Origin of the sequence: Acinetobacter sp. PW68 (genome assembly GCF_020982655.1) — a bacterium.
In the GTDB taxonomy this organism is placed as follows: Bacteria; Pseudomonadota; Gammaproteobacteria; order Pseudomonadales; family Moraxellaceae; genus Acinetobacter; species Acinetobacter towneri_A.
In genome coordinates this window covers 1,294,236-1,310,272 of the sequence record NZ_JAHZSX010000001.1, presented here as the reverse complement: position 1 = coordinate 1,310,272, position 16,037 = coordinate 1,294,236, and the positions used below count along the sequence as shown (strand labels likewise).

The window sequence follows — 16,037 nt, the reverse complement described above, 5'->3', positions numbered from 1 at the left end:
ATAAAAATAGAGAAATAGCCGACTCTTTGCATAATGCACCAAAATACAACCATTCAGGCTAAATGATGTAAGTATTGCACCATTTTAATGCATTTTTTATTTACAGTGTTTCAGTTATCCGTTATATCTTGAAAATTCAGTCCAGTTCCTGCGCATTTTTCTGATTCTTCGGTGATGAATGCACTAAAAATGAAAAGTTGGCGTGCATTTTGCTTAATTCGCCTCAATTCGATCCTAATTTGGAACATGGCTGACACATGACAATGCCCTTGCACAATATTTCATACAGGAAGCATTCACGAATGGATCAGACCCAGCGCATCGACTACCGTCTTTTGGTGGATAACCTTAGCACTGCAATTTTACTGGTTGATCGTGACCTGAATATTTTTTATTTAAACTCATCTTGTGAAGCTTTATTTGATATCAGTTTAATTCGGGCTTCAGGGCAACCTGTTTTAAATTTGCTGCACACGCCTGATGATGAGTTCAATACTCAAGAGGCGTTTCTAAATACCATTAAAACAGGTCAGCCCTACACTCGCCGTGAAGCAACCATTAACGTCAATTTTAAAGACATTCATGTCGATTATACTGCATCACAGTTAAATGCAGGCAAACCGTATCATCCACTTTTGCTAATTGAATTAAATCCGATTGATCGGATGCTCAAAATTTCCAAAGAAGAAAACTTTATTCAACAGCATCAAGTCGCGCGTCAACTAATTCGAGGTGTAGCCCATGAAATTAAAAACCCGCTTGCAGGAATTCGTGGTGCGACACAATTGTTAGCGCGAAGTTTAAATGACTCGAAGTATGATGAATTTACCGACATTATTATTAGCGAAGTGGATCGTTTAAGAAACTTAGCCGACACCATGCTCGGTTCACGCCAACTTCCAAGCTATGAACCGGTCAATATTCACGAGCCTTTAGAGCGGGTACGGAGCCTGATTGTCAATCAAACTAAAAACAAAATAAATATTATCCGCGACTATGACCTTTCTTTACCCGAAGTCATGGCAGACCGCGATCAATTGATTCAAGTCATGCTGAATATTTGTGCCAATGCAGTACAAGCCATGACCGAACAACCTGATTTCTTTGTAGAGCATCGACCTGAATTAATTTTAAGAACTCGTATTCAACGCTTGGTCACCATTAATGGTGTGCTGAATCGTTCCACCGTACGTGTTGATATTGAAGATAACGGCCCAGGCGTACCTGAAGACATTTTAGAGTCTGTGTTTTATCCGTTAGTGACTGGTCGCGCAAACGGTACAGGACTTGGTTTAAGCATCGCACAAAATATTATGCATCAACATAACGGAATGATTGAATGTCAATCTATTCCAGGAAAAACAGTATTTAGCTTATATTTACCTTGGGAGGCGAGTCATGTCGCGAAATAAAATTTGGGTGATTGATGATGACCGTGCAATGCGCTGGGTACTTGAAAAAACTTTTAGAGAAGAAGGATTTGAAGTTACCAGTTTTGAAGAAGCACAGTCTGCGCTAGATGAGTTAAACCAAGATGCACCCGATGTAATTTTGACTGACATTCGTATGCCTGGAATTGATGGTTTAACTTTTCTTGGCAAAGTCAAATCCAGTTATCCTGACTTACCTGTAATTATTATGACAGCACACTCCGATTTAGAATCGGCAGTATCAAGCTATCAAACTGGTGCATTTGAATACTTACCCAAGCCTTTTGATATTGATGAAGCACTTGCTTTAGTCAATCGTGCCATTTTACATATCACCAAATTACAACAGCAAGAATCTGCAAAATCGACAGTGCAGCCAATTCAATCGACAGAAATAATTGGTGAATCACCTGCCATGCAGGAAGTGTTTCGTGCAATTGGTCGTTTGTCGCAATCACACATTACTGTGCTCATTAATGGTGAATCAGGTACAGGGAAAGAATTGGTGGCGCATGCACTGCATCGCCACTCACCACGTAGCAGCAAACCTTTTATTGCGCTGAATATGGCTGCCATTCCTAAAGATTTGATTGAAACCGAACTTTTTGGACACGAAAAAGGTGCATTTACAGGTGCAAATACACAACGTCAGGGCCGTTTTGAACAAGCCAACGGCGGCACCCTGTTTTTAGATGAAATTGGCGATATGCCTTTTGAAACCCAAACCCGTTTATTGCGCGTATTGGCAGATGGTGAATTTTATCGGGTTGGTGGGCATATTCCTGTCAAAGTGGATGTGCGAATTGTCGCAGCAACGCATCAGGATTTGGAAAAACTGGTACAGGATGGACGTTTCCGTGAAGACTTATATCATCGTCTAAACGTTATTCGGATTCATATTCCTAAACTGGCGCATCGCAGTGAAGATATTCCAATGTTAGCACAGCACTTTTTGGCACGTGCAGGCAAAGAATTAGGCGTGAGTCCAAAAATATTGCGTCCTGAAACAGTTGAGTATATGCAGCAATTGCCATGGCAAGGTAACGTGCGCCAACTGGAAAACACCTGTCGCTGGCTTACAGTAATGATTACAGGACGTGAAGTCTATCCTGAAGATTTACCAACTGAACTCAAGCAAATTCCTATTGATAAATTAGCTGAACATTCTGCGCTTCATGTGGCAGATCGGGTATCTATACAGCATTGGGATGAGTTACTTGGACAATGGGCAGTACAAAAGCTAAAAAATGGCGAAATGAAACTTCTAGATATCGCCATTCCAATGTTTGAACGCACCTTGATTAATGCCGCACTGCAACAAACCCGTGGACGTAAACGTCATGCCGCCGAGCTACTCGGTTGGGGACGTAACACGTTGACGCGAAAACTCAAAGAGTTAGGAATGGACAGTGCTGAAGATGAAATTGAAGAAGATATTGAGGGCTAAGCGCGAACCAAATATCTAAAGTTTCTTGATAATTCATGATCACCATCTAGGGAAATTCAGTTGTTGAATTTCCCTCTTTTTTATATCTTTCATTCTCAAATGAAGTGTAATTAAGCACCGGTAAATCCGACATAACGTGATAAACCTTGCACGCCTAAATCCGTTTTATAAATCAGATATTGTGGATAGCGGCTTGAAGTCAGTTCTTGCCACATATCTAATTGATCATCATGTGCATGAATGTCATCGACGCTGCGTGGCATGCTTTGTTCAAACACATCCGAGGCATATTCAAAACCCAAATCCATTGCGACAAACAAAGTATGTTCACAAGGTTGAATATATTGTTCTTCTGCCCAGTCAATGACAGCATGTTGGCAATGCGGGCAAAGCAAATTTTCAGTTGCAGGCGTATTCAGTTCAATGAGTTGATATGGCATAGAGCAGCATCACCAATATAAAATAGATAAATAGAAAGTCTGTTTTGCATCATAACAAGCAATTTCTATATTTTGCGCTAGGCACAGCTTATAATTATAGAAAATTTTTTAATTGTACTTATGTCAACTCTAAAAAATGCAATTACACTTGCAGTACAACAACATGCAGGACAGCTAGATAAAGGTGATCAGCCATATATTTTGCATCCCTTACGGGTAATGTTGCAGTTACAGCAGCCTGATCAGCAAATTGTCGCCGTCCTGCACGACATTCTTGAAGATACCCACACCACAGCACAAGACCTTCAAAATTTAGGATTTCAAACGCATATTATTCAAGCGATTCAGGCGCTCACCAAACTGCCACATGAAACTCGTGTCCAAGCGGCTATGCGTACTGCACAAAACCGGCTTGCGTGTGCCGTAAAAATTGCAGATGTGAAAGACAACATGAATTTAGCGCGGATTCCCAATCCTACAGCACGTGATTTAGCTCGTTTAGAAGAATACCGACAAGTTTTAGATATTCTGCAAAAAGCACAGCAACAAAGCATGATTAAAGATTGACAACATGCAACGATAACACTTTAATTTAAGTATTGTTGCACAAATGGAATTTATTCATGCTTACAGATTTGGATGATTTTTATTGCTTTGCCCAAGTGGTCGAACACGGTGGATTTAGTGCAGCAGAACGCGCCACCGATATTCCAAAATCCAAACTTAGCCGACGCGTACACAACCTAGAAGAACGCTTAGGCGTACGCTTAATTCAACGCAGTTCACGTCATTTTGCAGTCACAGAAATTGGTATGAATGTGTATCGTCATGCGCAAGTGATGATGAATGCGGCCCAAGCCGCACACAATTTGGTCGATCATTTTAGCATTGAACCAAGGGGTGTGATTAAAGTCAGCTTACCTGTTTCAATTGCGCAAAATGAAATTGCCAAAATTTTGCCTGAATTTTTGAAAGCCTACCCTGAAATTAAAGTACAGCTAATTGTCAGCAACCGTCGTGTCGACATCGTCAACGAAGGGATTGATATTGCACTGCGTGTCCGCTCCAATCTAGATGACGATCCAAGTTTGGTGATTCGCAAATTCAGTAAAATCGAACAACATTTATTTGCCAGTCAAGCTTATTTAAACGAATTTGGTGATTTGAAAAAACCTGAAGATTTAAGTCAGCATAAAATTTTAAGCATGTCGGATGAGCATTTAGATCAATTCATGGTCGTACATAACCAACAACAGCAACCAAAAAAAATTAAGGTCAATCCTACGGTTATGGGTTCAGACTTAATGATGTTGGCGCAATTGGCACGACAAAATTGCGGCATTGTGCTATTGCCTGACACTATTGTTGAAGATTATGTTGCATCGGGTGAATTAGTTCGCGTTTTATCCGACTGGCATGCGCCTCACGGCATTTTCCATGCGGTCTACCCTTCACGCAGGGGTTTATTACCTGCTGTACGTGTATTTATTGACTATTTGGTCGAAAAACTGACCATTCGTTAGTACAAGACCTATAGGATTTCAGATACTCAACAGCAAAAAAAAAAAGCTTATCTAAGACAGATAAGCTTTGAAAATTACAATCTAAAATAAGAAAGTTGAAACAAAGAAACTACAGCAAGTATCTTTGATTTAAATTATAGCGATTGTTTATTTTCTAACAAGGCGTTTAAAACTAAAGTCTAATGTTTTATCTAGCAGTCTTAACTTGAAAGCATTCGCTTATCAAATTTCAGGATAACTCCCCGTACCTTCTGGCCAAGGTGATAACACTTCAAAACCAGTATCAGTCACGGCAACCATGTGTTCCCATTGTGCAGAAAGCGATTGATCAGTAGTCACCACCGTCCAGCCGTCTTTCAGCTCTTTCACACGTGCTTTACCCGCATTCACCATCGGCTCAATGGTAAATACCATACCTTTTTCAAGCACCAAACCTTGTCCAGGCTGACCATAGTGCAGCACACTTGGATGTTCATGATAAACCTTTCCAATACCATGTCCGCAATATTCACGCACAATGCTATATCCTTCACGATGCGCCACACTTTGAATGGCATAGCCGATATCCCCCAAAGTCGCACCTGGTTTCACCGCATGAATGCCTGCACGCATCGCCTCATAAGTGGTATCCACCAGTTTTTTGGCTTCTAGTTTCACCTGTCCCACGTAGTACATACGACTGGTATCACCATAAAAACCATCTTTAATCACCGCCACATCAATATTGATGATGTCACCATCTTTAAGGACAGTTTTGGTTGATGGAATACCATGACAGACCACTTCATTCGGTGAAATACAGGTGGTTTTGGTATAACCGTGATAACCCACATTGGCAGGAATTACTTTTAGGGTATTTACTATATAATCGTGACACAAATCATCTAAATATGCTGTTGTGACACCCGGTTTGACATGTTCACCAATCATCTGTAACACCTGAGCCGCCAAACGCCCCGAAATGCGTAATTTCTCGATATCTTGCTCTGATTTAATACTGACTCTAAGGGCGCGCATGATGAACTCCTAACCTGAAGCCTAAGATTATAGCCCTTTCAGCTTGTAAAATCCGCTTAATTTGCCAAACATGTATCCATCTTCATGTAACCAACAGTTTTTTGTTTAAAAACCAACCTTTTAAAATCGCAATTAAAACTCACACCAGATCAGCAAACCATATTATCGGGATCAGTTCTTTTTAAAAAGTATCTGAATAAACAGCAAGTTATCTAATTTTTTATATTGAAGATTACAACAGCAAAAACACACATACCATATAAACTATGAATACAACCCGTAAAATCAATTAGAAAATTAGAGCTCGATCTACTAAAATCGCTTTCTTTTGTTTACACCTCATTTTCTCTCCCATGACGAATTTACGCACACGGGATATTATTGCCTTGGGTTTTATGACCTTTGCACTGTTCATTGGTGCAGGTAATATTATTTTCCCACCTATCGTGGCACAACAAGCGGGCGAACACGTCTGGCTTGCTGCGTTCGGTTTCCTTATTACCGCCGTTGGCTTACCCGTCATTACCATCATGGCGTTGTCACGTGTTGAAGGTTCTATACAAATTTTAAGTTCGCCTTTGGGCAAAACCGCGAGCTTAATTTTAACAGTCATCTGTTATTTAGCAGTCGGTCCACTTTTCGCCACGCCACGTACAGCAACAGTATCTTATGAAATTGGTTTTTCAGCCTATTTTGGCGATTCCACCAGCGCCTTATTCATATATAGCTTCGTTTATTTTGCTTTGGTGATGCTGATTTCACTGTATCCACACAAAATTTTAGACACAGTGGGGTATGTGCTTTCCCCACTTAAAATTTTGTCACTACTCATTTTAGGCATCACTGCCTTTATTATTCCAACAGGTACAATTTCACCTGCAATTCACAATTATGTGAACAGTCCTGTATCTGAAGGATTTATTAATGGTTATCTCACCATGGATACTTTAGGTGCATTGGTATTCGGCATTGTTATCATTAATGCGATTCGCTCACGCGGGGTGACTGACAAAAAACTCGTCACCCGCTATGCCGTTTGGGCAAGTTTAATTTCAGGGGTGGGTTTAACTCTAGTTTATCTGAGTCTATTCAAACTGGGAATGGGCAGTCATGATGTTGCAGCCAATGCCAGTAATGGTGCGATAATTTTACACGCTTATGTACAACATGCCTTTGGCGGATTTGGCTCGGTATTTTTAGCTGCAATGATTTTTATTGCCTGCTTGGTTACTGCGATTGGACTAACATGCGCATGTGCAGGATATTTTGAACAAATTACTAAAATTCACTACCGCCGTTGGGTATTTATTTTAGTGGGCTTTGCTTTTGTCATTTCTAACCTTGGACTCACCAAGCTGATTGCAGTTTCAGTGCCCATTTTAAGTGCGATTTATCCACCAGCAATTGTAGTCATTTTACTCAGCTTTTTTTGGGGATTGTTCCGTATTCCAACCCGTGTGATTGCACCTACTGCGGCAGTTGCATTGCTCTTTGGTATCATTGATGCAATGAAGGCTGCAGACTTAGCCAGATTTTTGCCGACCTCACTGACCAATTTACCGCTGAGCGAACAAAACCTCGCTTGGTTGTTTCCTGCATTGCTGATTTTTATATTTGCTGCAATTCGTGATCGAATGAAAAAATAACCATTACGCATCTCGAGCTAGGCTATGTTTTCAAGTTGCGCTCTATTTTGAAGCTGCATTGTATTAAAGGCGTGTTTTATCCAAATACGAATTTAAGTTAGACAATAATTGTCAGGTTTTACCCAAACCCACACTTATTGTTTTTTTGACCAAAGCTGTTTTCTTTTTACAATTTATCAGCAAGGATCAGAACACATTCCATTAATCTTTAGGAATAATAAAGAATTGAAATTAAAATATTTTCAATAAAAAAATAAAACAAAATGAATCATTCACCAATCTTAAACACATCTCAAATTAACGCTAAAGTCGTATAGTCGCCTTCAAAAATAGCTGGCATAAAATATGCAAGTACCATTGTAATGTTATTTATATGACTTAAAAAACGCGCTAATTTTTATTATTTTTTATATAAATGATAGTAAATAGTGATATTTCTTACAGAAATGATGTTTTTTATCAAAATATGATTATAAGGACTTGAAATAGTTTCCAAAATAAGGTAGAACAATATAACCAATCTGACTAAAACGCTCTGATTTTAGTAATTTATAATAAGGAGGGATGGAGATGTTTTCACATTTCACTACGCAAGTCTTCATTAACGCTCTGAAGGCTAACCACAATCTAGTTACTTTTTTAAGCACAACTTTTGCACTAATGCTGACCCTATTGCTACAAGGCTCAATTCAAGGCAATTTGAAACCAACCTATTTTTTATATGCCTTATTGGTATGTATAGCCTTTGCGATTTGGACATCTATTGACCAAAAGTTTCGTAAACATAAAAACGTAGAAATTCATTAATTTTTACCCGAACACCCATTCATTTTAGCTTTTTTTCACTTTCACTTTGCGGCAGATGGATCACTCCTCTGCCGCCAAACTCATCAAATAGATTCTACTCACCACTTAACGGCAAACATCTGAAAATCTTCTCCCTCCCCTAAGAAAAATTAAACTGAGCAATTAGAATTACAACAATCCGTAGATTGCACCGAGCAATAACACACTCGTCCCGCCCAATTCAGCCATAATTAATAACAGCATTACCAAACTCATGCACCAACTTGGTAACGTCCATGCTGCAATTTGATGCGGTTGTTTAAATTGATTGGTGGTGTCTTTGAGCAATCCATGCAAGATATAACTCAGAATAGAAAAACTGAAAAATGCTAAATTTAGAATGACACAAATTAAAATAATAGTCGTATCCCAAATACAAAAATAAGCCAAGACCGCTAAAATTAAACTCGCAGGCGCATATAACAAGCTACTGCGATGTGCAATATCCACATAATAATGCGCACGCGCTTGGGCAGAAGCACGAATTTGCCAATATTTCCACACGCCTGTAAGTATCCCCACCCATAAAAATATGCCACTAAAGATAATCGCAAGGCGCACTGCCAAAGATAAACTTTCCATGCTGAACACTCTTTTTATTTTTCGTGCGGTTATTTAACTACACTCACAGACCACTCTGCTTGACTTTAGAGTCAGAATTAACGCAAGTCTCTTTTTAGAACTCGTGTAAATTAAATTTATTCTTATCATTTTTAAAAACATTATGAGCACTTTTGAAAGCTTAAATATTATTTGTGCAGATGGTTATACCCTAGCTGCCCGTTATTATCCAAATCAATATACGCAAGCACAGCGTCTACCTGTCTTGATTTGCCCCGCGACAGGCATTACCAAAAGTTTTTATCACGCTTTTGCCACATGGTTAAATGAACAAGGCTATGCTGTGCTGTGTTTTGATTTTCGTGGTATTGGTGATTCATTGCATGAACCATTAAAACAATGTCAAGCCAGCATTGTTGATTGGGGGCAGTTGGATATTCCTGCAGCAGTCAATACTTTACTGCAAAAAACACAAGCCGAACAGGTCGTTTTATTGGGACATAGTGCAGGCGGACAATTACTAGGGATTAATCCTGAATATCATAAAGTGGCAAAAGTGGTCGCTGTATCTGGCTCTACAGGCCACACAAAAGGTTTGAAAGGTCGTACTCGCCTACTAGCTCCAGTGATGTTTAATCTTATTTTCCCCCTTGCTAGAATTACACATGGTTATGGTCCAACCAATGCGATTGGTATGGGGGAAAACTTACCTAAAAATGTGGCTCGACAATGGGCACAATTTTGTAGCAAGCCTGGTTATGTGATCAATGCCGTTGGTAAAACAGTTACAGAGCATTATCACGATGATATTCGCTGCCCAATTACTTCTATTTGGAGTTCGGATGATGAAATTGCCACTAAAGCCAATGTACAAGATTTACTGCGTCTCTATCCTCAAGCACCGACCAGTATGATTGAACTCGAACCAGAGCGTTATCAACATAAAACCATTGGACACATGGCAATGTTTAAAAAATCACATCAAAATTTATGGGATGTGATTGCAAATCAATTGGAAGTTTAATTTTCAGTGATGACGTCACCTACAAATTAGACATTTTGTGGTTTTAGTTTCTCGCTTTTTGTTTTTTCACTGTTTAAGCAACCAAATTTGTAATCCTGTTTGGTTGCTTCTTTTTATACCATATTAAACGCTGCTCATGTTCAACTTTTAAAATCCAGATTTGTTGTTGATACAAATTTTCAGAATGGAATATCACCATCTTTTTATTGCGCCATAAAAAAAGCTCCACCATTTCAGCAGAGCTTTTTAAATGATAGATTTTTATGTTTAGCAATTAGCGTAATCGAATCAACACAGTTTTAATACGGTTGTCATCAAGTTCTGTCACTTCAAAGTGCACACCTTGATAATCCAACTGCGTACCTACCTGAACTTCGCCTTGGGTTTTATCTAAAATCAACCCTGCGACACTAATATAACCCGCATCTTCTTCAATCAGATCCATCATACCCAGTTCAAGTTCAAGCTGATATAAATCCAACATACCTGTTGCTTTCCATTCATTATCATTGATTTTAACCAAATCCAACTGCTCGTCTGCATCAGGGAATTCACCTGCAATCGCTTCAAACACATCCAGTGGTGAGATCAAACCTTGAACATTACCAAACTCATCACTGACTAAAACCAAAGAACCTTTAGAAGTACGCAACGTATTGATCGCATCAATCACTTTCATTTTTTCAAAAATGTAAATTGGACGCTGGCGTTTAATTAAAGCTTTGAGCTCTTCTTCTTCATCTAAGACATCCAACAGCTCTTTGGCACGTACAATGCTAATGACTTTATCCAAACTACCACGACACACTGGAAATAAGCTGTGTGGTACAGATAAAATCTGTTCACGAATTTGTTCAGGTGAATCTTCAATATTGACCCATGAAATTTGGCTACGTGGCGTCATAATTGATGCGACTGAACGTTCTGCCAATGTTAAGACACCACCAATCATGTAGCGCTCTTCATCCGCAAACGCTTCTTGGGCTTCGTTATGCATATCAGGGCTACTAGTTTCAACTCGACCACCCATCAATTTTAAAATTGAATCTGCAGTACGGTGACGTAACGGAATTTTTGCTTCATGCTTTGCAGCATTGCGCTGACCAAATTGGTTAAATGCTTCAATTGCAATCGCAACACCAATACCCGAATAGATATAACCTTTAGGAATATGAAAACCAAAACCTTCTGCAATCAAGCTAATACCAATTAACAATAAGAAGCTTAAACACAAAATCACCACTGTTGGATGACGGTTTACAAAAGCGGTTAATGGCTTAGATGCAAATAACATCACCAACATTGCAACCACCATCGCAACCATCATCACATAGATGTTGTCGACCATACCAATTGCGGTAATGACTGAGTCTAAAGAGAAAACTGCATCTAAAATAATAATTTGTACAACAACTGCCGTAAAACCTGCATAAACCACATTGGTCGTGACTTTGACTTCGGGTTTACCTTCCATCTTCTCATGCAGTTCTCCTACAGCCTTATAGACGAGGAACAAACCACCTCCCAAAAGAATAAGGTCACGCCCTGAGAAGGTTTTTTCAAATATGGTAATTAACGGTTCGGTTAAAGTAACCAACCAAGAGATTGCAAATAACAATCCTAAACGCATAAGCAACGCTAAAGATAAGCCGATGACACGGGCTTTATCACGCTGTTCTGGGGGTAATTTTTCTGCAAGAATTGCAATAAAGACTAGGTTATCAATACCTAATACGATTTCTAGAATAATAAGTGTAATTAAACCAACCCATATTCCCGGATCTAATAAAAACTCCATCAGTTCATATCTCCGAGATAGTTAGCAGAAATCGAAATATAAAGTAGACCTGCGCACGGCGACGGATCCATAAAAGTAACCTTTTTAGCAATAGATAGCTTAATTATGCACAATCTTGAACATTTGTAATTATATTTTTAATTTTTTTAAAAAAATAAACCATTTGATCTATAAGATGGTTTTTACTTTATTTTTCATATTCTTAATTTTTTTAGATCGATAACAGCAGCACAAAAATCCTGAGAATGGATTAAAAAATGTCAAATGAATTGTAATGTATTTTTAGACGCATTAGTCATAGATTAAAACCTCAAACCAATCTACACTTCAATACAAGTCTAACATAATGATAAACAAGAATTATTGATTATAAATTAGACCAAGGTTAATAAATTTTCCGTAAAATCCAGCGCAGTAGTCCGCACTTTCACCTAAAAGCCAAGTGTACAAATATATTTTTTTTAATAAAATGCAGCCTAAGCTGATGGTCAAATTGATAATTCAACTTACAAAACAGGATAATTCACTGATAATCCAAACTAAAACAATTCTATAGGATTAATTGATATGACACATGAATGTGGGTTGGACATAAACAAATGCCTACGCGCTTGGAAAAATAGCCATGGCAAAGCCAGCTTTTAAATCGATATTCATTATATTTCTTCAGATTTCAACCAAATTTAAGCCACTGAAAGCATCTTGCTAAGCACATGAGATTTCACATAAAATGTGAAACATCAAAAATACAATTAAAACAATGCAGGGAATATGCAATGTCCAAGAAATATTCAAAATTTCTACCATCAGCCGACCAATATGATATTGAACAGTTTCCGTATTATTGGGTCACACAAGTACATGCGCAATATGTACAAAATGTTGATCAGGCGCTTAAAAAGTATGGGTTAGATAATTCACGCCGTCGTATTTTATTGGCATTAAGGTCAAAAGCACATGCGAGTGTGTCTGATTTGTCAGACATGGTGGTGTCAAAAATGTCAACTACAACTAAAATTGTTTATCGTTTAAAAGATGAAGGTTTGGTTGAAACTTATTCTTGTGACGATGATGCGCGTATCACTCGTGTCGTGCTTACAGAAAAAGGCAATGAGATGACCAACAAAATTAATGATCTGACTAGCGTTGTTTTAGAGCAGTCTTTTGATGGTCTAACTCCCCTACAAATTGAAAAAATGATGGAAAGTTTACGTCATATTTTTAATAATTTAGCACGCTAAACATCGTATTATTTTTCTACTCTTTTCCAATTCCCAATTTAGGTTCAAAGTGCATTAAAAGATCGAAAACATTGAGCTGAAGGCGTCTTAATGTTTTCGATCTTTTTTTGTTTGTACATGCGAACACTCGAACTCATCTACAGGAAAGACCTGCACAAAGCAGTGTATGTGAGGTGGTTTCAGAGTCAGCACTTCATCTAAACGTGCAAGTAGAATAACAATAACACTGCGTTTAACAGACCTATGCACATGAAATTACTTCATCAAAACATGGTCAGAGGTATCCCTGCTAATGTAACTCGCAGATCCAATATTTTCTTCTTAACCCTGCCATCTCTTTAAACCGCAAATTTCATATATCGCTGAATACTTAATTTATCATCACCGCTAAAATCATAGTCGAAGCAGTTTTACACATATTTTCCTGTGCAAGTGATTTTAAATTTTGCTTTATTTGTCGTTTCGCAACATCTAAATTGGCTTTCATTCCACTCCTCAGCTTGACGTTTGGTGGCGTTTTCTAACAGAAAAAGTACATCCTGTACCCATGTAGCGATAAAATTATCACGAAAAATACTGCAAATACAGATAACAAAAAAGCCTCCGAAGAGGCTCATTTGTTTGGATTACACAATGAGTAAGTCAAATCCTTGGAGGATTAGTCACCTGTGTAACCTTTTAACTTTAAACGAGCTGCGTGTAAAAGTGGCTCTGTATAACCAGAAGGTTGCTCGCCACCTTTGAAGATCAAGTCAGAAGCAGCTTGGAACGCAATGCTGTTAGCAAAGTCTTTAGACATAGGCGTGTATAGTGGATCATCAGCATTTTGTTGATCTACAATTTTCGCCATGCGCTGCATCACTTCTTCAACCTGTGCACGTGTTACAATTCCGTGACGTAACCAGTTTGCTACATGTTGCGAAGAAATACGTAGAGTTGCACGGTCTTCCATTAAGCCTACATCGTTGATGTCTGGAACTTTTGAACAACCCACACCTAAGTCAACCCAACGAACCACATAACCCAAGATACCTTGACAGTTATTTTCCAGTTCTTTCAGTTTCTCTTCTTCAGTCCAGTTGGTGTCTGTTGCCAATGGTGGAGTCAATAGGTCATCTAGAGGTAGCGGCTCAGTTGCAAGTAATTCTTGCTGACGGTTTGCTACATTGATTTGATGGTAGTGAATCGCGTGAATCACTGCACCTGTTGGAGATGGTACCCATGCACAGCTTGCACCGGCTTCTGGATGCTCAGTCTTAGTTTTGTACATGTCTAACAGCATGTCTGGTTTAGGCCACATACCTTTACCAATCTGTGCCTTACCACGCAGACCAGTTTGCAGACCAATCATTACATTACGGTTTTCGTAAGCCGGGAACCATTTTTGGCCTTTAATTTCGCCTTTACGAACGAATGGACCTGCTTCCATGAAGGTATGGATTTCGTCACCGGTACGGTCCATGAAGCCTGTATTAATGAAAATAGTACGATCTTTCGCCTGAGCAATACAGTTCTTCAGGTTCACAGAGGTACGGCGCTCTTCATCCATGATCCCAATTTTGATTGATTTTGCTGGCAAGCCAAGCGCTTGTTCAGCACGCTCAAACAGTTCTACTGCAAATGCAACTTCTGCAGGACCGTGCATCTTCGGCTTCACGATGTACATAGAACCTTTACGAGAGTTCTTAATTGTATTTTCGCCACGAATATCAGCAATCGTAAGAAGCGGTGTTACCAACGCATCCATGATACCTTCATAGATTTCTTCGCCATCCACAAGGATTGCCGGGTTTGTCATCAAGTGACCCACGTTACGAAGAAGCATCAATGAACGGCCGTGAACTTTAGTTTCACCACCTTCCAAATTCTTGAAGGTACGGTCAGCATTTAGCTTACGAGTAATGGTCTTGCCATTTTTCTCGATAGACTCTTCAAGCGTACCGCGCATCAAGCCTAGCCAGTTACGGTAGCCTTCTACTTTTTCTTCAGCATCTACTGCTGCAACAGAGTCTTCCAAGTCTTGGATTGTTGTTACAGCGGCTTCAAGCACCACATCTTTCACGCCAGCTACATCAGTTTGACCAATCGGGCTGTTTGCATCGATTTGAATCAGCGCATGCAAGCCATTATTTTTCAGCACGATTTCAGTCGGTGCAGCAGCTTCGCCGTTATAGCCAACAAATTTAGATGCGTCAGCAAGAGTTGTAGTTGAGCCGTCCTTTAACGTTACAACCAGTGCATTGCCTTCAACTGCATATTGAGTGACATCGGCGTGTGAGCCTTGTGCCAATGGGAAAGTTTCGTCCAGGAAGTTTTTCGCGAATGCGATAACTTTTTCACCACGTTTCGGATTATAGCCTTTGCCTTTTTCCGCACCATCTTCTTCAGAGATGACATCGAAACCATAAAGTGCATCGTACAATGAACCCCAACGTGCGTTGGCTGCGTTCAAGCAGTAACGTGCGTTACGTACAGGTACTACGAGCTGTGGACCAGCCAATAATGCGATTTCTTCATCAACATTTTCGGTGGTAATTTGAAAATCTTCTACTTCTGGTAATAAGTAGCCAATTTCAGTCAAGAAAGCTTTGTAAGCTTCTAATTCAAATGTATTATTGCGGTGCCATTCATCAATTTTAGCCTGAAGCTCATCACGCTTTGCGAGTAATGTTTTGTTCTTAGGGCTAAGATCGACAACGACTTGCTCAAAGTTTTTCCAGTATGTATCACTGTCTAAACCAGAACCTGGTAATGCTTCATTTTCGATGAAATCGTAAAGTTCTTTAGCAATCGCTAACTTGCCTTTTTGAATACGTGCAGTCATTGTCTTTCCTGATATTGCTACTTTTTATACAAGAGATTCTAGTATACTGATTTATATTTAGCTGAATAGTATTATCACATTTCAAAATAACGATCATTTATTACAAGATGAATGCAACAATTATCATAAATCCTATTCAGAAACACGACACTATTACCAATCTAAATACACTTTTACAGTGTATAAAGTTTTTGAAATGTCGAAATTAGACTTAAGTTCAGATTTTGTTGTAAAAATCGG

13 protein-coding genes are annotated in these 16,037 nt (G+C 39.1%); 8 read left to right on the top strand and 5 right to left on the bottom strand.

The features are described 5' to 3' along the window. Positions 1-302: 302 nt before the first annotated feature. Positions 303-1,412: a nitrogen regulation protein NR(II) gene (gene glnL, locus K1T76_RS06245; RefSeq protein ID WP_019836500.1), complete on the top strand. Its 1,110-nt coding sequence runs from the start codon at positions 303-305 to the stop codon at positions 1,410-1,412. Continuing rightward, positions 1,399-2,877, top strand: coding sequence for a nitrogen regulation protein NR(I) (gene glnG, locus K1T76_RS06240; protein WP_230244689.1), 1,479 nt, complete (start codon positions 1,399-1,401; stop codon positions 2,875-2,877). Before glnL ends, glnG begins: the two co-directional genes overlap by 14 nt. 110 nt (positions 2,878-2,987) lie before the next feature. Here the strand turns inward: glnG and K1T76_RS06235 are convergent, their stop codons facing one another. Then, positions 2,988-3,317, bottom strand: a complete 330-nt coding sequence (locus tag K1T76_RS06235; protein WP_230244687.1) for a hypothetical protein — start codon at positions 3,315-3,317, stop codon at positions 2,988-2,990. Positions 3,318-3,437: 120 nt separating this feature from the next. On the opposite strand from K1T76_RS06235, the gene K1T76_RS06230 reads away from it, so the two are divergent. Both K1T76_RS06230 and K1T76_RS06225 read left to right on the top strand, forming a co-directional pair. Further along, the gene (locus K1T76_RS06230) at positions 3,438-3,884 is read left to right on the top strand and encodes a guanosine-3',5'-bis(diphosphate) 3'-pyrophosphohydrolase (protein WP_230244686.1); all 447 of its coding nucleotides are present in this window, start codon (positions 3,438-3,440) and stop codon (positions 3,882-3,884) included. Positions 3,885-3,940: 56 nt separating this feature from the next. After that, the gene (locus K1T76_RS06225) at positions 3,941-4,840 is read left to right on the top strand and encodes a LysR substrate-binding domain-containing protein (protein ID WP_230244684.1); all 900 of its coding nucleotides are present in this window, start codon (positions 3,941-3,943) and stop codon (positions 4,838-4,840) included. Positions 4,841-5,062: 222 nt separating this feature from the next. On the opposite strand, the gene map is transcribed toward K1T76_RS06225, so the two are convergent. Continuing rightward, complete coding sequence (gene map / locus K1T76_RS06220) at positions 5,063-5,857, bottom strand: type I methionyl aminopeptidase (protein ID WP_230244682.1); 795 nt, start codon at positions 5,855-5,857, stop codon at positions 5,063-5,065. 353 nt (positions 5,858-6,210) lie between these two features. On the opposite strand from map, the gene brnQ reads away from it, so the two are divergent. Together brnQ and K1T76_RS06210 are read left to right on the top strand one after the other, a co-directional pair. After that, complete coding sequence (brnQ, locus tag K1T76_RS06215; RefSeq protein WP_230244680.1) at positions 6,211-7,503, top strand: branched-chain amino acid transport system II carrier protein; 1,293 nt, start codon at positions 6,211-6,213, stop codon at positions 7,501-7,503. Positions 7,504-8,073: 570 nt separating this feature from the next. Continuing rightward, positions 8,074-8,310, top strand: coding sequence for a hypothetical protein (locus tag K1T76_RS06210; RefSeq protein ID WP_070154559.1), 237 nt, complete (start codon positions 8,074-8,076; stop codon positions 8,308-8,310). A 168-nt stretch (positions 8,311-8,478) separates the two neighbouring features. Here the strand turns inward: K1T76_RS06210 and K1T76_RS06205 are convergent, their stop codons facing one another. After that, positions 8,479-8,931 (bottom strand): hypothetical protein, encoded by a 453-nt coding sequence (locus K1T76_RS06205; RefSeq protein ID WP_019836508.1) that lies wholly within the window; start codon positions 8,929-8,931, stop codon positions 8,479-8,481. 142 nt (positions 8,932-9,073) lie between these two features. Between K1T76_RS06205 and K1T76_RS06200 the strand changes: the two genes are divergently transcribed. Next, positions 9,074-9,934 carry an alpha/beta hydrolase family protein gene (locus K1T76_RS06200; protein ID WP_230244678.1) on the top strand — a complete coding sequence of 287 codons (861 nt, stop codon included), beginning with the start codon at positions 9,074-9,076 and terminating at the stop codon, positions 9,932-9,934. A 274-nt stretch (positions 9,935-10,208) separates the two neighbouring features. On the opposite strand, the gene K1T76_RS06195 is transcribed toward K1T76_RS06200, so the two are convergent. Next, a complete protein-coding gene (locus K1T76_RS06195; protein WP_230244676.1) occupies positions 10,209-11,732 on the bottom strand; it encodes a TerC family protein in 1,524 nt (507 codons plus the stop codon). 776 nt (positions 11,733-12,508) lie between these two features. Between K1T76_RS06195 and K1T76_RS06190 the strand changes: the two genes are divergently transcribed. Continuing rightward, positions 12,509-12,973: a MarR family winged helix-turn-helix transcriptional regulator gene (locus K1T76_RS06190; RefSeq protein ID WP_004976754.1), complete on the top strand. Its 465-nt coding sequence runs from the start codon at positions 12,509-12,511 to the stop codon at positions 12,971-12,973. Positions 12,974-13,631: 658 nt separating this feature from the next. Here K1T76_RS06190 and K1T76_RS06185 read toward each other — a convergent pair. Beyond that, entirely contained in the window at positions 13,632-15,797 is a 2,166-nt protein-coding gene (locus K1T76_RS06185) for a malate synthase G (protein WP_230244674.1), read from the bottom strand. Positions 15,798-16,037: the final 240 nt, after the last annotated feature.

What these genes read in the sequence shown, in the direction of transcription:
- glnL (WP_019836500.1), top strand. Translation starts at nt 303, where the DNA reads ATGGATCAGACCCAGCGCATCGACTACCGTCTTTTGGTGGATAACCTT.
- glnG (WP_230244689.1), top strand. Translation starts at nt 1,399, where the DNA reads ATGTCGCGAAATAAAATTTGGGTGATTGATGATGACCGTGCAATGCGC.
- K1T76_RS06235 (WP_230244687.1), bottom strand. Translation starts at nt 3,317, where the DNA reads ATGCCATATCAACTCATTGAACTGAATACGCCTGCAACTGAAAATTTG.
- K1T76_RS06230 (WP_230244686.1), top strand. Translation starts at nt 3,438, where the DNA reads ATGTCAACTCTAAAAAATGCAATTACACTTGCAGTACAACAACATGCA.
- K1T76_RS06225 (WP_230244684.1), top strand. Translation starts at nt 3,941, where the DNA reads ATGCTTACAGATTTGGATGATTTTTATTGCTTTGCCCAAGTGGTCGAA.
- map (WP_230244682.1), bottom strand. Translation starts at nt 5,857, where the DNA reads ATGCGCGCCCTTAGAGTCAGTATTAAATCAGAGCAAGATATCGAGAAA.
- brnQ (WP_230244680.1), top strand. Translation starts at nt 6,211, where the DNA reads ATGACGAATTTACGCACACGGGATATTATTGCCTTGGGTTTTATGACC.
- K1T76_RS06210 (WP_070154559.1), top strand. Translation starts at nt 8,074, where the DNA reads ATGTTTTCACATTTCACTACGCAAGTCTTCATTAACGCTCTGAAGGCT.
- K1T76_RS06205 (WP_019836508.1), bottom strand. Translation starts at nt 8,931, where the DNA reads ATGGAAAGTTTATCTTTGGCAGTGCGCCTTGCGATTATCTTTAGTGGC.
- K1T76_RS06200 (WP_230244678.1), top strand. Translation starts at nt 9,074, where the DNA reads ATGAGCACTTTTGAAAGCTTAAATATTATTTGTGCAGATGGTTATACC.
- K1T76_RS06195 (WP_230244676.1), bottom strand. Translation starts at nt 11,732, where the DNA reads ATGGAGTTTTTATTAGATCCGGGAATATGGGTTGGTTTAATTACACTT.
- K1T76_RS06190 (WP_004976754.1), top strand. Translation starts at nt 12,509, where the DNA reads ATGTCCAAGAAATATTCAAAATTTCTACCATCAGCCGACCAATATGAT.
- K1T76_RS06185 (WP_230244674.1), bottom strand. Translation starts at nt 15,797, where the DNA reads ATGACTGCACGTATTCAAAAAGGCAAGTTAGCGATTGCTAAAGAACTT.